We start from the raw sequence: 14,421 nt of genomic DNA, 5'->3' as shown, positions 1-14,421 counted from the left end.
TGGGCCTATCAGCTGGCCGGTGGGCCCATCAGCTGCCGGTCCGCCGCCGTCAGCCCGCCTCGTCGAACCCCTGGGCAGGAACCACGACGGCGCCACTGGCCCTGGAGTCCGGGTTCAGCATCCAGCCCACACGCTTGACGGTGCTCAGCATGACGACGCTTTCCACGAGCTCGATCCCGGGCACTTTTTGCTGCAGCGCCACCTCGATGTTCATGACGTCCGCCAGGGACTGCAGCCACATTATGATCACGAAATTCGTGGGCCCCGTGGTGGAGGCGCTGAGCCGGACGTTCCGCATGGTCCTCAGCTCGGCGGCGGCTGCCTCGTGCCGCCCGGCGGGGACGTTGACGAACCATTGGCAGGTCACGGGGAAAGCGGAGAGTTTCTGGGCCACCTCGCACCGGAATGACAGGATGCCGCTGGCGAGCACACGGTTGAGCTGGCGCTGGACGGTGGCCGGGTGCCTGCCGAGGCCGCGGGCAATGTCCGCCGCCGTGGCTCGCCCGTCCCTGGCCAGGAACGGCAGGAGCGCCAGGTGGCTGTCCGGCAGCGCCTCCCGGGCGGCAACCTGGGCAACCCCGGTGGCCTCGGGGCCGGCCAACGCCCGCACGGCGGCCTGCTGCGCGCGGCTCAACACGTTCAGCCGCCAGGAGCCGCCGCTCGCGTGCAGCCTGGTGCACAGGGCGGTCTGATATTTGAGGAGGCCGTCAATCTCCTTCAGCCGGGAGATGACTTTCAGGCTGAAATCGTCCAGGGAGGGCGTAATGACGGTCAGCATGAGGTCCCGGTGGCTGGCTGCCTCCTCCACCGTGACGATTTCCGGCATCTCGGCGAGCCTGGCGGTGACTTCCTCGCGCCGGTGCATTTCGCAATCCACGGCGACGAATGCCAGGCACATTTGCTGGGGGTCCCCGATCAGGTGGGCGGTGATCCAGGACACGCCAGAGTCCAGCAGCCGCTCCCACCGGGCGGCCAGGGTGGTGGCGTGCACGCCCAGCACCTGGGCCGCATCCGCCCAGCTCAGCCGCGGGGCAATCTGCAGGACGTTGATCAGGGCGAGATCGTCCTCGCTGAGTTCCATCATTTATCCCTTTATCCATGCACGAAACCTGCGACAACAGTCTATTCGTGCATTTTTTCTGCCCTTCGGGCGGGTGTGAACTGTGTCACTTGAGAATAGACGCGGGACGTCCCCGCCGGACGTGAACCAAGGAACTTCGAAAAACAAGCCAGTCGCCAACCAGGCGATTTTCGACAAACGACAAACGACAAACGACAAACAAGGAGAACACGTGCCGATCACCGCAGATGCCCGGGAAATGCAGACGGACCTTGCCCGGCTCCGCCACGAACTGCACCGGGAACCCGAGATCGGCCTGGCGCTGCCCCGCACCCAGGAGAAGGTGCTCAAGGCCCTGGACGGGCTTCCCTACGAGATCACCCTGGGCCAGGAGACGACGTCGGTCACCGCAGTACTGCGGGGCCAGGGGCCCGGGACCGAAGGGGGCTACCGCCCGGCGGTGCTGCTGCGCGCTGACATGGACGGCCTGCCGGTGCAGGAGAAGACGGGCGTGGACTATACGTCCAGGATCGACGGCGCCATGCACGCCTGCGGCCACGACCTGCACACCTCCATGCTGGCAGGGGCCGCCACCCTCCTGGCCGAACGCCGGCACCAGCTGGCCGGCGACGTCGTCCTGATGTTCCAGCCCGGCGAGGAAGGCTTCGACGGCGCGAGCCACATGATCCGCGAAGGCGTGCTGGATGCCGCCGGCCGGCGTGTGGACGCCGCCTACGGCATGCACGTGTTTTCCGCCCTCGAACCGCACGGCACGTTCTGCACCAAGTCCGGCGTCATGCTGAGTTCCTCCGACGGCCTGGTGGTCACCGTGCTCGGCGCCGGCGGTCACGGGTCGGCCCCGCACTCGGCCAAGGACCCCGTCACGGCGGCCGCCGAGATGGTCACTGCCCTCCAGGTCATGATCACCCGCCAGTTCAACATGTTCGACCCCGTGGTCCTCTCCGTGGGGGTCCTCCAGGCCGGCACCAAGCGCAACATCATCCCGGAAACCGCGCGCATCGAGGCCACCATCAGGACCTTCTCCGAGGAAGCCCGGCAGAAAATGATGGACGCCGTGCCGCGGCTGCTGAAGGGAATCGCGGCGGCACACGGCCTGGACGTCGACGTCGACTACCAGCAGGAGTATCCGCTGACCATCACGGACGAGGACGAAACGCACACCGCCGAGAACGTCATTGCGGGCCTGTTCGGCGACTCCCGGCTCTCCCGCTGGGCCACCCCGCTGAGCGGCTCCGAAGACTTCTCGAGGGTTCTGGCCGAGGTCCCCGGCACGTTCATCGGGCTGAGCGCCGTCCCCCGGGACACCGACCATGCCACCTCCGCGTTCAACCACTCCCCGTACGCCACGTTCGACGACGGCGTGCTGGCTGACGGCGCCGCACTCTACGCCGAGCTCGCCATCTCAAGGCTGGCCGCACTCGCGGCCGACGACGCTCCTGCCGCGGCCAACACGGTTGCCGCCGCCTCCGCCCTTTCCTAGCCCGCACCCCCGAGGGAGAAGACCATGACTGCAGCCACGATCACGCCGGCGGCAACCCGAACATCCACCCGCAAGACGCTCGTCGGCACCGGCATCGGCAATGCCGTCGAATGGTATGACTGGGCCATCTACGCCACGTTCACGCCGTTCATCGCCAGCCAGCTTTTCAGCAAGTCGGATCCTGCGTCCGCGGTGCTGTCCACGCTGGCGATTTTCGCCGTCGGCTTCGTTGCCCGCCCTTTCGGCGGCTTCCTGTTCGGTTGGATCGGCGACCGGATCGGCCGGAAGGCTTCCATGACCCTGGCCGTGGGGCTGGCGTCGGTGGGCAGCCTGATGATCGGCATCGCGCCGACGTTCGCGGCCGTCGGCGTCTGGGCATCGCTCACGCTCCTGGTGGCGCGCCTGATCCAGGGCCTGGCCCACGGCGGCGAGCTGCCGTCGTCGCAGACGTACCTGTCCGAAATGGCGCCGAAGGAACACCGCGGCTTCTGGGCCACCCTGATCTACACCTCCGGCACCGTGGGCATCCTGTTCGGAACCCTGCTCGGTGCCGTACTGAACATGACGCTGAGCACCGAACTCATGAACGCGTGGGGCTGGCGCATCCCGTTCCTGATCGGCGCGGCCATGGGTCTCTACGCGCTGATCATGCGGTCCCGGCTGCACGAAACGGACGTCTTCGAGGGTGAGGCCGCGACGGAGAAGCGCGCTCCGATCTGGCCGCAGATTGTCCGCCACCGCAAGCAGGCCCTCCAGGTGATCGGCCTGACGGTCGGCCTGACCGTGATCTACTACATCTGGGGTGTCGTCGCCCCCAGCTACGCCACCACCGCCCTGAAGATCGACCGGGGCGAGGCCCTGTGGGCCGGCGTGATCGGCAACATCGTGTTCATCGCGGCGCTGCCCTTCTGGGGCAAGCTGGCGGACCGGATCGGACGCAAGAAAGTCTTGTGGGCCGGTGCGATCGGCGCGGGCATCATGCACTTCCCGATGACCGCCCTGCTCAAGGATTCCGCCTGGCAGCTGGCCGTCAGCATGTCCGTCATGCTGATCTTCATCGCCGCCAGCGCGGCGATCGTCCCGGCCGTCTACGCCGAGCTGTTCCCCACCAGCATCCGCACCGTGGGCGTCGGAGTGCCCTACTCGATCTGTGTGGCCGTGTTCGGCGGAACCGCGCCCTATCTGCAGCAGTGGCTCGGCACCACCGTGCAGATGCCGCAGCTGTTCAATGTGTACGCCGTGCTGCTGCTCGCCATCTCCGCGGCCTGCGTCTTCACCATCCCGGAAACGAAGGGCAAGGACCTCACGCTCTGATCCGGTCCCGCCCGGTTGAGCTATCAGTTGTGGCTGTTCTGGAGGGTTCGGACAGCCACAACTGATAGCCCATCGCATTTAAAACCTCAGTCGCCGATGTAGCGGTCGCGCCCGGCCCGGTACCCGAACACCGCTGCGAGAGAGCCCACCAGCATGAACAGCACACCCGCCGCGGCAAAGGATCCGGTGGACTGGTGCAGCTGGCCGACCAGGAGCGTGCCGCTGGAGCCAATCCCGTAGCCCACGCCCTGCATCATCCCGGAAAGGTGGGCCGCGGTGTGCCCGTCCCGGGTGCGGACCATGATCAGCGTCAGCGCGGCGGCGGTCAGGCTTCCCTGCCCCAGGCCGAGCAGCCCGGTCCACAGCCACAGGAGTTCCACAGGCCCGAAGATGCTCAGCGCGAAGCCACCGCCGGTCATGAGCGCCACCGCCGTGTTGAGGGCACGCTGGTCCCGGAACCTGGTGGCCAGCGCCGGCGCGAACAGCGAGCCCAGCATCTGCAGCGCAATCGAGGCCGAGACGATCAGGCCGGCCGTGCCGCCGTCCACCCCCCGTTCGCGCAGGATCGGCGCCAACCAGGCGAAGACGCTGAAGGACATCATGGCCTGCAGGACCATGAACCCGGTCACCTGCCAGGCCACGGCGGAACGCCAGACGTTGACGCCGCCGGCCGGCCGCGCCGCCCCGCCGGGACGGGCCCGGAGCGCCGGCGGCAGGAACAGCAGAAGGACGACGCCGGCCGGCAACGCCCAGAACCAGAGCGCCGCCGTCCATTCCCCGCTCGCGCGGAAGACCGGGAACGTGAAGCCGGCACCGAGCGCGGCCGAGGCACAGATCGCCGTGGTGTAGAGGCCGCCCATGAGGCCCAGGCGATGCGGGAAGTCACGCTTGACCACGCCCGGCAGCAGCACGTTGCACAGTGAAATCGCGGCCCCGCACGCGGCGGTCCCGGCGAGCAGAGCCGGAAGGTGGCCGGCCGCCGGCAGCTCCAGGGGCCGCAGCAGCAGCCCGGCGGTGAGCACCGCCATGGCACTGAGCAGCACCCGTTCGGCCCCGAACCGGCGTGCCAGCCCAGGGGCGAGCGGAGCGAACACCCCGAGCAGCGTCACCGGGACGGTGGTGAGCACCATGACCGCCCAGGCCGGAAGCCCGGCGTCGGCCGTCACCTCCGGCAGTACCGCAGCGAAGCTCGAAAAGACTGTGCGGAGGTTCAGCCCGATCAGGACCAGGCAGATCCCCAAATACGCGAGCTGCCGGCGGCCGGCAGCGCGCGGCGGCCCGACGGGGCCGTCCCGGAGAACGGCGCCGGCCGAATGGTCCAACTCGTCAGTTTTCCCAGCTGAGGTCACCCGCCCCATTCTTGCAGGCCCGCGTCTTCACCCCTTCCCTTCAATCCTTCCTCCGCGGCCGGCCCGCCGGGGCGGCCGCGGGATCCCCGGGCGGCCCGGCCCTGCGAACTCAACTATTCTGGAAGGGATGAGCGAATCCCCAGAATCCCCCGGCCTGCAGGCAAACCCGGAGTCCGGCGTCCCGGACCAGAGCCAGCTGCCGCGCCCCGTGACCCCCGGCAGCCAGGCCTCGTTCGGCACCTATGGGGGCCGCCCGGTGAGCTTTGTACGCCGCGGCACGCGCCTTCAGGGCCGACGCCAGGCGGCCTGGGAGGAACACGCAGACCGTTGGGCGGTTGAGGTCCCCCGCCATGTCGCCAACACCTCCGTCCACCCGGACTATGTGTTCGACGCAGAGGCCGAATTCGGCCGCACGGCTCCGCTGGTTGTCGAGATCGGCTCCGGGCTGGGCGACGCCGTTTGCCACGCCGCGGAGCAAAACCCGGACAAGGACTTCCTGGCCGTGGAGGTTTACACCCCCGGCTTGGCCAACACCTTGATCAAAATCAACAGCCGCGGACTGAGCAACGTGCGGGTGGTCGAGGCGAACGCCCCTGAGGTGCTCGCAACCATGCTCCCGGCTGGCTCCGTCACGGAACTATGGGTGTTCTTCCCGGATCCATGGCACAAGTCCCGGCATCACAAGCGCCGCCTCATTCAACCGGCGTTCGCTGATCTCGCCGCCCGGGCCATCAGGCCCGGCGGCATCTTCCGGATCGCGACCGACTGGTCCAACTACGCCGTTCACGTCCGCGAGGTCATGGCGGGCTCGGCGGAGTTCGAGAACCTGCACGAGGGCGAGCGCGCCGGCGCGGACAGCCCCCTGACCCAGGTGTGGGAATCCGGCGTCGAGTCCCGCGTGGGCGGAGCACCGGTCAAGGAAGGCCGGGCGCCGGTCAGCACCGAGCACACCGGACCCAACGAGGGCGTCGACGGGACCGGCGGGTGGGCGCCGCGGTTTGAGGGCCGTATTCTGACCAGTTTCGAAAACAAGGCGCACGAAGCCGGCCGCCTGATCTTCGACCTCAGCTACCGCCGGATTTAGGCACCACGGCGCGCGGGTACCTTTTGTTGAGCGGCTTCGCGTGGCACGATTACGGAACGAACCACGCTGGGTAGTACTAAGGAAACGATCATCAAACGAGAATTGAACGACGCTGCTGACGTCGCCGAGGACGTCACCAATTCGAAGCCCCTCGAAATCGCAGCGCGGGCCGGGTTCGCCGTGTCGGGGTTGCTGCACTTCCTCATCGGGCTGGTCGCGATCCGGCTTGCCATGGGCGGCCAGGGCCAGGCCGATGTCAGCGGCGCGGTGGAAGAGCTCGCCGGGCAGCCAGCGGGGCCGTTGCTGCTCTGGACGTCGTTTGCCGCCTGCGTGGCGCTGGCCATCTGGCAGGCGTCCGACGCCATTTTTGATTTCGGGCACCTGCCGACCAAGAAAAAGGTCGGCAAGAAACTCAAGGCTGCCCTGCAGGCCGTGGTGTACACCGCGTTCGCCCTGACGCTCGCGTCGGTCGCTACCGGGGCCGGCTCCGACAACCGCGAGTCGACGTCCGATATGACCGTAAACCTCATGAAGGCACCGGGCGGCGTCGCACTCCTAGTGATTATCGGCGCCGCGGTAGCCGTCACCGGGGTCGTCTACGCGATCCGCGGCTTCAAGAAGTCCTTCATCAAGTACCTGCGGATGCCGTCCCAGCCGCAGGCGCGCACCGCAGTGACGGTGATCGGCATGGTGGGCTACGTTGCCAAAGGCTTTGCCCTGCTGCTGGTGGGCCTGCTCATCATCATCGCCACGGTGAAGGCACACCCCGAAGAGTCAACCGGGCTCGACGGCAGCCTGAAGGCCCTGCGGGAGCAGCCGTTCGGCGTGTACCTGCTGGCCGCAGTGGGCGTAGGCCTGATCTGCTACGGCATCTACATGGCGATGCGGGCCAAGCTCGCGAAGATGTAGGCCCGCGTCGGTTTCCATGTCCCGGACCGGAAGCATGTCCCGGACCGGACGGACCGCCGCGCCCCACGAGTGGGCTACCCCTGGGGCACGGCGATGACAGCTACGGTCTGCTGCTGCTCATCGCGCATCTCGACACTGGCGATCCTGGCCAGCTGCACCGGCGTCGCCCCGGTGATCCGGACTCTGCCGGTGGGCGTCGCCGTCCACGCGCAGGCGCGGTCCACGCCGCCGTCACGGTCCTTTACCCAGAGTGAGAGGGTCCCGGCGACGGGCAGGCTGCGGCCGTCCACCGCCAGTTCGGTGCCCCAGGTTTTCTTGACGAGCCCCACCGTGACCTCCAACCCACTGCTGGCCGCAACGGAATAGCTCGCGTCCGGTTTGGCGGGTTGGTTCAGCAGCGGACCAGCCAGGATCCCCAGCCCCAGGCATGCGGCGGCCGCCGCGGCCACCGCCGACGTCCACCGGCGCCGCACCTTCCGGCGTCGGGCGGCGAGCTCGTCCAGGAGCCGGCTTGGGACAGGTTCGGGTTCCGGCGGGATCAGCGCGCGGTCCCGGGCGGCCGCCGCCGCGGCGGTGAGCGCGACGGCGTCGGACACCGGGATCGCGTCCAGCAGCGCGGGGAGGCTGGCAAGTTCGTCCAGCTCCTGGCGGCAGTGGGCGCACACCGCAAGATGCTGCTCGAAGGCCGCAGCTTCGGCCGGCTCCAGCCCGCCGAGCAGGTACGCGCCGAGGAAGTGATGCAACTCGGTCCCGTTCACTGCTGCACCCCCATTTCGTCGAGGATCGTCCGTAGGGCCCGGACGGCGTAGAACGCCCGGGACTTCACCGTGCCGCTGGGGATCTTCAATTGGGCGGATGCCTCCTGGACTGTGTAGCGGCGGTAGTGGAGCGCAACAAGGACTTCGCGGTGTTCCGCGCTGAGCCGCAGCAACGCCTCCTCCATCAGCACCTTGTTGAGCAGCTCGTCAATGCGCCCGGCGCCGACGCCGCCTTCCGGGAGGGCCTGGACATCGCGGTCGCCGGCTTCCTGCGGCCGCCTTTGGGCCTTGCGGTAATTGTCGATCATGATGTTGCGGGCCGTCCGGAACAGGTAGCTGCGCAGGCTGCCAGTGATCTGCGGCGCCTGCTGCCAGACCCGCAGCACCGTCTCCTGGACGACGTCGTCGGCGAGCTGAGGATCCCGGGAGACGCTGAGGACAAAGCGTTTCAGGGCCGTTCCGTGGTCGCGGTAAATCGCAGCCACGACGTCTTCGTCCAGCGGCATTGCCCACCTCCCGGAAATTCGTGCTCTGCCCCTCTACGACGTACGGGCAGGCCCAATAGTTCAGTGTGCCCCAGGACAGCCCGACACGAACATGTCGGTTCCGCCATGAACCATTCCGCTCTCCATGGCGTCGTATCTCGTAGCGCCGGCCTCCGAGTTGGGCTGGCTCGAGTCTAGGAGCAGCAAATGAAGAAGCATCTCAGCATTGGCTTGTCCGCGTTCGCTCTGGCCGCCCTCCTGTCCGGCTGCGGCGGCGGAACGACCACGACGCCGACGTCGGCGGCACCGGCCACGTCGGCTCCCGCAGGGTCCAGCGCGCCGGCGAGTTCCGCGCCGTCGTCCATGACCGCGGCGGAGCTCTCGGTGGGCGAGTCCAAGGCGGGCCAGATCGTGGTGGCCGACCAGGGACTGAGCGTCTATTTCTTCACCAAGAACACGAAGGATTCCGGGAACAGCGTCTGCACCGGCGCGTGCCTGACGTCGTGGCCCGCTGTCACGTCGACGACGGCGACTCCCACAGTTAACGGCGTCACCGGCAAGGTCGGAACCATTCCCACGGCTGACGGAAAGATGCAGGTGACCATCAACGGGATGCCGATCTACTACTACTCCAAGGACCAGGCCGCGGGGGACATCAACGGCCAGGGCGTCGGCGGGGTCTGGTTCCTCGTGTCACCCTCCGGGGAAATGATCACGGCACCGCCGGCCGGGTAGGCTCACCGGCCGCGGATCCGCCGGGCCCGGTCCGCCGGGCAGGAAAACTAAACCCGGCACGGCCGGGCCAGAGTTAGTCGGCACGGGTTGCTCAACACGGCACGGCCGGCGCCTGCATTTGGGGGCAGACGCCGGCCGTACCGGAAAACTGTCGCGGAGGCCGCCTACGGGCGGGCCTTTTCGAACTCCGCTGACCCTGCGAACTCAACAGCCCCTTCGAAGTCAACAGCCTCTTCGAACTCCACAGCCGCGAGGATTTCCTGGGTCCGCGGATTGAGCATGAAGGCCTCGTCGTCGTCCTCCAGCATGAGGAATTCGCCCTGTTCCGTGGTGAAGTGCCAGGCCAGGGTGGTTTCCCCGTTGTGCTCATAATTCGGATCGCCCATGGTGATCCGCACCAGGCTGTGGCCCGCGAGGGCGCACAGCTCGCGGATGATCTGCTCGAACTCCGGCGCGTCCAGGAGCGCCTCCTCGGCGGCTGCCGCCTGGCGCTCCGCGAGGTCGGAAAGCCGGGCCACCCGCCCGGCAATGTGGGCGTCGAGGTCGTCGTCGGAAAGGACCAGCAAGTCCTCCTGGCCGCGCAGCCACGCGGCATTCAGCGCAGCGATGTCCTCTGTTGCGAGGATCGACTCGAATTCCCCGTCCAGTTCTTCGATGCGCCGAACGGCGTCGGAGACCCCGTCGCCCGGTTCGTCTTCCTCTGTGCTTCCGGCGGCCCAGCCGCTGCCGCCGTCGAGGTAGCTGTCGACGTCGGTGTCGCTCAGTGCGCCGAAGGCGGCCACCGTGCGGTTGAAGAGGTCCAGGTGCGCGGCGGCACCCATGGCCTCCAGGCCTTCCCGGACGTAGGGGTCGACTTCCTCGCGTTCGGGCGCGGTGAACACGTACTGCGCGAAGCCGCCGGCCAGCGCCTGCGTGAGGTAGAAGTCCACGTAGTAACTGCGCAGCGCGGCCGGGGAGATCTCTTCCGTGTCCAGCAACTCCTCGAACATGGCGTTGACCACGTTGACGTTCGCGTCGACAACGTCCTCGTTTCCGCCTTTGAGGCTTTCGGTGGTCAGCACGGTGGGGTAGCTGTGGGCGGACTGGATGGTGGGCTCATTGTGGGTCATGCGGAATCCTTACTGCTGGCGCTGCTGATACTCCGGACCTCTCCACGGTAGGGCCGTCGTCACGGCGGGCGGCCGAGCCCCGGTTGAACGTCAGGCGAAGTTTGAGCGGCGCTTGTGCGGGCGGCGGCGAAGTTCCGGGGTCCCGGCCGGCTCGGTAAGATGGATCAGATGACCACCTGCCGAAAGTAGCGCGCACATGCCATCCCATCCGGACGAGAGTGCGGCACTGGCAATACAGACTCCCGCGATCAACGACCGCTCCCTCGCGGCCGGGCTCGCCTACGCCATGGGGAGCCGCGTTTCCGGGATCTCCTTCGACGCCGCCACAGGCCTGCTGCTGGGCAAGGTGCGGGGCGGTTCCGACGTGCCCTATTCCACGACGGCGAAGCTGGTCCGGAAGGCAGGCGGCTGGAGCTGCACGGTGGGCGTCTGCAGCTGCCCGGTCCGCAAGGACTGCAAGCACGTGGCGGCCCTGCTCTTCGCGGCCGAAGACAACCCCGCCACCAGGATGCAGCTGCTGGCCCCCGCCGAGGGCACGCGGCTGTCCCGCCAAAGCGCGCCACCGGAAATGGCCGACTGGGAGCAGGCCCTTAGCCCCCTGATCGCCCACCCGGGGATCACGCCGTCCGCCAACGGCACCCCGCTGGCGCTCCAGTTCGACGTCGAGGAACCCGCCCCGCACTTTTCCTACACGGGCCGCCGCGACCCGCTCCGCAGCGTCCGCCAGCTCAAGGCACGCCCCGTCATCATGGGCGCCAAGGGCAAGTGGATCCGCGGCGACGTCTCCTGGAGCACGCTGAGCTACCTGAACTACCGGCGCGAATGCAACGAGGCGCACGTCGAGTGGATGCAGGAATTCCTCGCCTCGCACACCGCTGTGGCAAACCGCCAGCACTCCGGCACCGGACTGTGGCTGGGACTGAACACCTACGCCGGCAAGAACCTGTGGAGCCTGCTGTCCCAGGCCCAGAAAATCGGCGTCGCCCTGGTGCACAGCCGCGGCACGGAGCCGGTGCGGCTGGCCGAGCAGCCTGCCGCCGTCGGGCTGAACCTGGCACGCATCGGCACAGGCGGGGACGACGGCGGTCTCGAGCTCGCGCCGACCATCACGGTCGAAGGTGAGGTGGTGGATCCGGCGTCGGTCGGGACCATCGGCCGCCCGGCGCACGGAATCTTCCTGGCGTCCGGCGGCGGCGCCCTGCCCGGTACCGCCCCCGCGGACCCCGTCATCACCCTTGCCCCGCTGGAAAGCGGTCTCAGCGAGGAACTGCTGACCTTCGTCACGGGCGGGACCACCCTGCACATCCCCGCACGGGACGAAAGCCGCTTCCTGACCGGGTTTTACCCCAAGCTCAAGCAAACCGCCCGGGTTACCGCCTCCGACGAGTCGGTGGAACTGCCCACGCTCGCCGTCCCCACCCTGTCCCTGCTGGCCAATTACGGGGCCGACCACCGGGTCCGGCTGCATTGGGAATGGCACTACACGTCCGGAAACCTCGTCACGGCGCAGCCGCTGTGGCGGCACCCGGGCGATCACGGCTACCGGGACGACCCGGCCGAGGCTCGCATCCTCGAGGCGGTCGGGCAGCCCTGGGACGTCGTGCCTGCCCTGGGCGAATCCGCGACCGGCGGCTGGGGCACGCCGCGCCTGGCGGCCACGGCAGAGCTGGCCGGACTGGACACCCTCGCCTTCACCGAGGACGTGCTCCCCCGGCTCCGCGACCTCCCCGACGTCTCCGTGGATACCTCCGGCGAGATTGCGGACTACCGCGAAGCCGACGAGGCCCCGGTGGTGGCGATCTCCACAAAGGCGACGGACAGCCGCGACTGGTTCGATCTGGGCATCGTCATCACCCTGGAGGGCCAGCCGGTTTCCTTCGCAGCACTGTTTTCCGCCCTCGCCGCCGGCCAGACCCGCATGCTGCTCCCCAGCGGGGCGTACTTCGCGCTGGACCTGCCGGAGCTGCACCAGCTGCGGGCCCTGATAGACGAGGCCCGCTCCCTGCAGGACAACCCCGGCGACAAGGACGCCCCGTTGCAGATCAGCCGCTTCCAGGCCGGGCTGTGGGACGAGCTCGCACACTTGGGCATCGTGGATGAACAGGCCGCGGCGTGGCGCGAGTCCGTGGGCGGTCTGCTTGAAGGCGGCATCAAGGGCCTTCCGCTGCCCGGGTCGCTGAACGCCGAGCTGCGCCCGTACCAGCTGGAGGGCTTCAACTGGCTGAGCTTCCTGTACCGCCACGGCCTCGGCGGCGTGCTGGCCGACGACATGGGCCTGGGCAAGACCGTCCAGGCCCTCGCACTGATCTGCGCCGCAAAAGACGCCGCCGCAGGCGATGAAGCCGGGTCCGGGGCCGCCCCGTTCCTCGTCGTCGCCCCCACTTCCGTGGTGGGCAACTGGGAGGCGGAAACGGCACGGTTCGCGCCCGGGCTCAGCGTGCGCGCCATCGGCGAAACCTTCGCCAAGAGCGGCTCGCACCCGGCCGAGGCGATGGCCGGAGCGGACATCATCATCACCTCCTACGCCCTGTTCCGGATCGACTACGAGGCCTACGCCTCCCAGACCTGGGCCGGGCTGGTCCTGGACGAGGCGCAGTTCGTCAAGAACCACCAGTCCAAGGCCTACCAGTGCGCCCGCAAACTGCCCGCCGCCTTCAAACTCGCCATCACCGGCACGCCGCTGGAGAACAACCTGATGGAGTTCTGGGCACTGACCTCGATCGTGGCTCCCGGGCTCTTTTCCAGCCCCAAACGGTTCGCCGAGTATTACCAGAAGCCGGTGGAGAAGAACGGTGACAAGGGGCAGCTGGACAAGCTCCGGCGGCGTGTCCGGCCGCTCATGATGCGGCGCACCAAGGAACAGGTCATCAGTGACCTGCCGCCCAAGCAGGAACAGATCCTGGAAGTCGTGCTGAACCCGCGGCACCAGAAGGTCTACCAGACCCACCTGCAGCGGGAGCGCCAGAAGATCCTGGGCCTGATTGAGGACGTCAACAAGAACAGGTTCACCATCTTCCAGTCGCTGACCCTGCTCCGGCAGCTGAGCCTGGATCCCTCGCTGATCGATCCCTCCCTGTCCGGGGTGCGTTCCAGCAAGCTCGATGTCCTGTTCGAGCAGCTCGCGGACCTGGTGGCCGAAGGGCACCGGGCCCTGATCTTCAGCCAGTTCACCGGTTTCCTGGGCAAGGTCCGGGAGCGCCTGGTCGAGGAGAACATCGAGTTCTGCTACCTCGACGGCGGCACACGCAACCGCACCGACGTCGTGAACGAGTTCAAGAACGGCGCCGCACCGGTATTCCTCATCAGCCTCAAGGCCGGCGGCTTCGGCCTGAACCTCACCGAGGCCGATTACGTGTTCCTGCTGGACCCGTGGTGGAACCCGGCATCGGAGGCCCAGGCCGTGGACCGGACCCACCGGATCGGCCAGGCCCGGAACGTCATGGTCTACCGGCTGGTCGCCAAGGACACGATCGAGGAGAAGGTCATGGCGCTCAAGGCGAAAAAATCCCAGCTCTTCGCCGACGTCATGGAAGGCGACGCACTCACCGGCGGCGCCCTGACGGCGGAGGACCTGGCGGGCCTGTTCAACGACTGACGCTGACCAACCCGGAAGCAGCGCTTCAGCTGCGCTTCAACCAAGATACGGCCGACCGGGGTCCGCCCGCAGCCGGGCCAGCAGCGTCGCGGCGATTAGCGCCGTCGTCATTTCCAGCGCGATGACTGCCAGCAGCGCCCCGGAGCCCGACGGCGCCGCACCGGCGCCGCCGGCCCCTGCGGCCGCTGCGGCGGTTCCATGGTGACTGTGGCCCGTGCCGCCGGCTCCCGTGCCGAGGAGCAGGACCGCGTGCACCGCAGTCATGGCCAGCGCCGCGGCCATCACCTGGCGAAGGGCCCTGAGCCTGCCGTGGCGCCAGATGTGCACGGCGCACGGCAGGCACACTGCCACCATGGCGAGCATGAGCACGTTCAGCCAGGTCCCGTGCTGGTTCCCGGCGGCCAGCCACAGATGCGCGAGGCACGACGCCGCGGTCACGGCGGCGCAGATCCGGGAATGGAAGACGACGCCGGCGGGGCCGGCCCGGCGGCCCAAGCTGGCTGCGACACTCACGGCGTCGGC

General features: G+C 68.2%; 12 protein-coding genes. 6 read left to right on the top strand and 6 right to left on the bottom strand.

The genetic code is table 11. The features are described 5' to 3' along the window. Nucleotides 1-49: 49 nt before the first annotated feature. Nucleotides 50-1,081, bottom strand: coding sequence for an Lrp/AsnC family transcriptional regulator (locus AC1DBX_RS09060; protein WP_476931617.1), 1,032 nt, complete (start codon nucleotides 1,079-1,081; stop codon nucleotides 50-52). A gap of 211 nt (nucleotides 1,082-1,292) precedes the next feature. Between AC1DBX_RS09060 and AC1DBX_RS09055 the strand changes: the two genes are divergently transcribed. Together AC1DBX_RS09055 and AC1DBX_RS09050 are read left to right on the top strand one after the other, a co-directional pair. Next, nucleotides 1,293-2,561 carry a M20 metallopeptidase family protein gene (locus AC1DBX_RS09055; RefSeq protein ID WP_476931580.1) on the top strand — a complete coding sequence of 423 codons (1,269 nt, stop codon included), beginning with the start codon at nucleotides 1,293-1,295 and terminating at the stop codon, nucleotides 2,559-2,561. Between the two features lie 24 nt (nucleotides 2,562-2,585). Continuing rightward, nucleotides 2,586-3,875 (top strand): MFS transporter, encoded by a 1,290-nt coding sequence (locus AC1DBX_RS09050; protein ID WP_079550797.1) that lies wholly within the window; start codon nucleotides 2,586-2,588, stop codon nucleotides 3,873-3,875. An 86-nt stretch (nucleotides 3,876-3,961) separates the two neighbouring features. Here AC1DBX_RS09050 and AC1DBX_RS09045 read toward each other — a convergent pair whose 3' ends face one another. After that, entirely contained in the window at nucleotides 3,962-5,197 is a 1,236-nt protein-coding gene (locus AC1DBX_RS09045; protein WP_476850798.1) for an MFS transporter, read from the bottom strand. A gap of 154 nt (nucleotides 5,198-5,351) precedes the next feature. On the opposite strand from AC1DBX_RS09045, the gene trmB reads away from it, so the two are divergent. Together trmB and AC1DBX_RS09035 are read left to right on the top strand one after the other, a co-directional pair. Next, nucleotides 5,352-6,308, top strand: coding sequence for a tRNA (guanosine(46)-N7)-methyltransferase TrmB (gene trmB / locus AC1DBX_RS09040; protein WP_476857012.1), 957 nt, complete (start codon nucleotides 5,352-5,354; stop codon nucleotides 6,306-6,308). A gap of 102 nt (nucleotides 6,309-6,410) precedes the next feature. Continuing rightward, on the top strand, nucleotides 6,411-7,217 hold the full coding sequence (locus tag AC1DBX_RS09035; protein WP_476850730.1) for a DUF1206 domain-containing protein: 807 nt from the start codon (nucleotides 6,411-6,413) through the stop codon (nucleotides 7,215-7,217). Between the two features lie 74 nt (nucleotides 7,218-7,291). Here the strand turns inward: AC1DBX_RS09035 and AC1DBX_RS09030 are convergent, their stop codons facing one another. Further along, the gene (locus AC1DBX_RS09030) at nucleotides 7,292-7,975 is read right to left on the bottom strand and encodes an anti-sigma factor family protein (RefSeq protein ID WP_476931579.1); all 684 of its coding nucleotides are present in this window, start codon (nucleotides 7,973-7,975) and stop codon (nucleotides 7,292-7,294) included. Then, nucleotides 7,972-8,481, bottom strand: a complete 510-nt coding sequence (locus tag AC1DBX_RS09025; protein ID WP_026538160.1) for a sigma-70 family RNA polymerase sigma factor — start codon at nucleotides 8,479-8,481, stop codon at nucleotides 7,972-7,974. The genes AC1DBX_RS09030 and AC1DBX_RS09025 overlap by 4 nt, the downstream gene beginning before the upstream one ends. 186 nt (nucleotides 8,482-8,667) lie before the next feature. Here AC1DBX_RS09025 and AC1DBX_RS09020 point away from each other — a divergent pair, with 186 nt between their 5' ends. Beyond that, nucleotides 8,668-9,195 carry a COG4315 family predicted lipoprotein gene (locus tag AC1DBX_RS09020; protein WP_230010865.1) on the top strand — a complete coding sequence of 176 codons (528 nt, stop codon included), beginning with the start codon at nucleotides 8,668-8,670 and terminating at the stop codon, nucleotides 9,193-9,195. Between the two features lie 164 nt (nucleotides 9,196-9,359). Here the strand turns inward: AC1DBX_RS09020 and AC1DBX_RS09015 are convergent, their stop codons facing one another. Then, nucleotides 9,360-10,304 carry a DMP19 family protein gene (locus tag AC1DBX_RS09015; protein WP_476931578.1) on the bottom strand — a complete coding sequence of 315 codons (945 nt, stop codon included), beginning with the start codon at nucleotides 10,302-10,304 and terminating at the stop codon, nucleotides 9,360-9,362. 196 nt (nucleotides 10,305-10,500) lie between these two features. Here AC1DBX_RS09015 and AC1DBX_RS09010 point away from each other — a divergent pair, with 196 nt between their 5' ends. Next, entirely contained in the window at nucleotides 10,501-13,899 is a 3,399-nt protein-coding gene (locus tag AC1DBX_RS09010; RefSeq protein ID WP_476931577.1) for a DEAD/DEAH box helicase, read from the top strand. Nucleotides 13,900-13,935: 36 nt separating this feature from the next. Here AC1DBX_RS09010 and AC1DBX_RS09005 read toward each other — a convergent pair whose 3' ends face one another. Beyond that, nucleotides 13,936-14,412, bottom strand: coding sequence for a hypothetical protein (locus AC1DBX_RS09005; protein WP_476860226.1), 477 nt, complete (start codon nucleotides 14,410-14,412; stop codon nucleotides 13,936-13,938). Nucleotides 14,413-14,421: the final 9 nt, after the last annotated feature.

It is taken from the genome of Arthrobacter sp. 10N44_2, assembly GCF_056394385.1.
The sequence above is the reverse complement of the archived record's forward strand: the minus strand, read 5'-3'. Positions and strand labels throughout refer to the sequence as shown.

Coding starts and splice junctions, on each gene's coding strand:
- AC1DBX_RS09060 (WP_476931617.1), bottom strand. CDS start 1,081: ATGGAACTCAGCGAGGACGATCTCGCCCTGATCAACGTCCTGCAGATT.
- AC1DBX_RS09050 (WP_079550797.1), top strand. CDS start 2,586: ATGACTGCAGCCACGATCACGCCGGCGGCAACCCGAACATCCACCCGC.
- trmB (WP_476857012.1), top strand. CDS start 5,352: ATGAGCGAATCCCCAGAATCCCCCGGCCTGCAGGCAAACCCGGAGTCC.
- AC1DBX_RS09025 (WP_026538160.1), bottom strand. CDS start 8,481: ATGCCGCTGGACGAAGACGTCGTGGCTGCGATTTACCGCGACCACGGA.
- AC1DBX_RS09020 (WP_230010865.1), top strand. CDS start 8,668: ATGAAGAAGCATCTCAGCATTGGCTTGTCCGCGTTCGCTCTGGCCGCC.
- AC1DBX_RS09015 (WP_476931578.1), bottom strand. CDS start 10,304: ATGACCCACAATGAGCCCACCATCCAGTCCGCCCACAGCTACCCCACC.
- AC1DBX_RS09010 (WP_476931577.1), top strand. CDS start 10,501: ATGCCATCCCATCCGGACGAGAGTGCGGCACTGGCAATACAGACTCCC.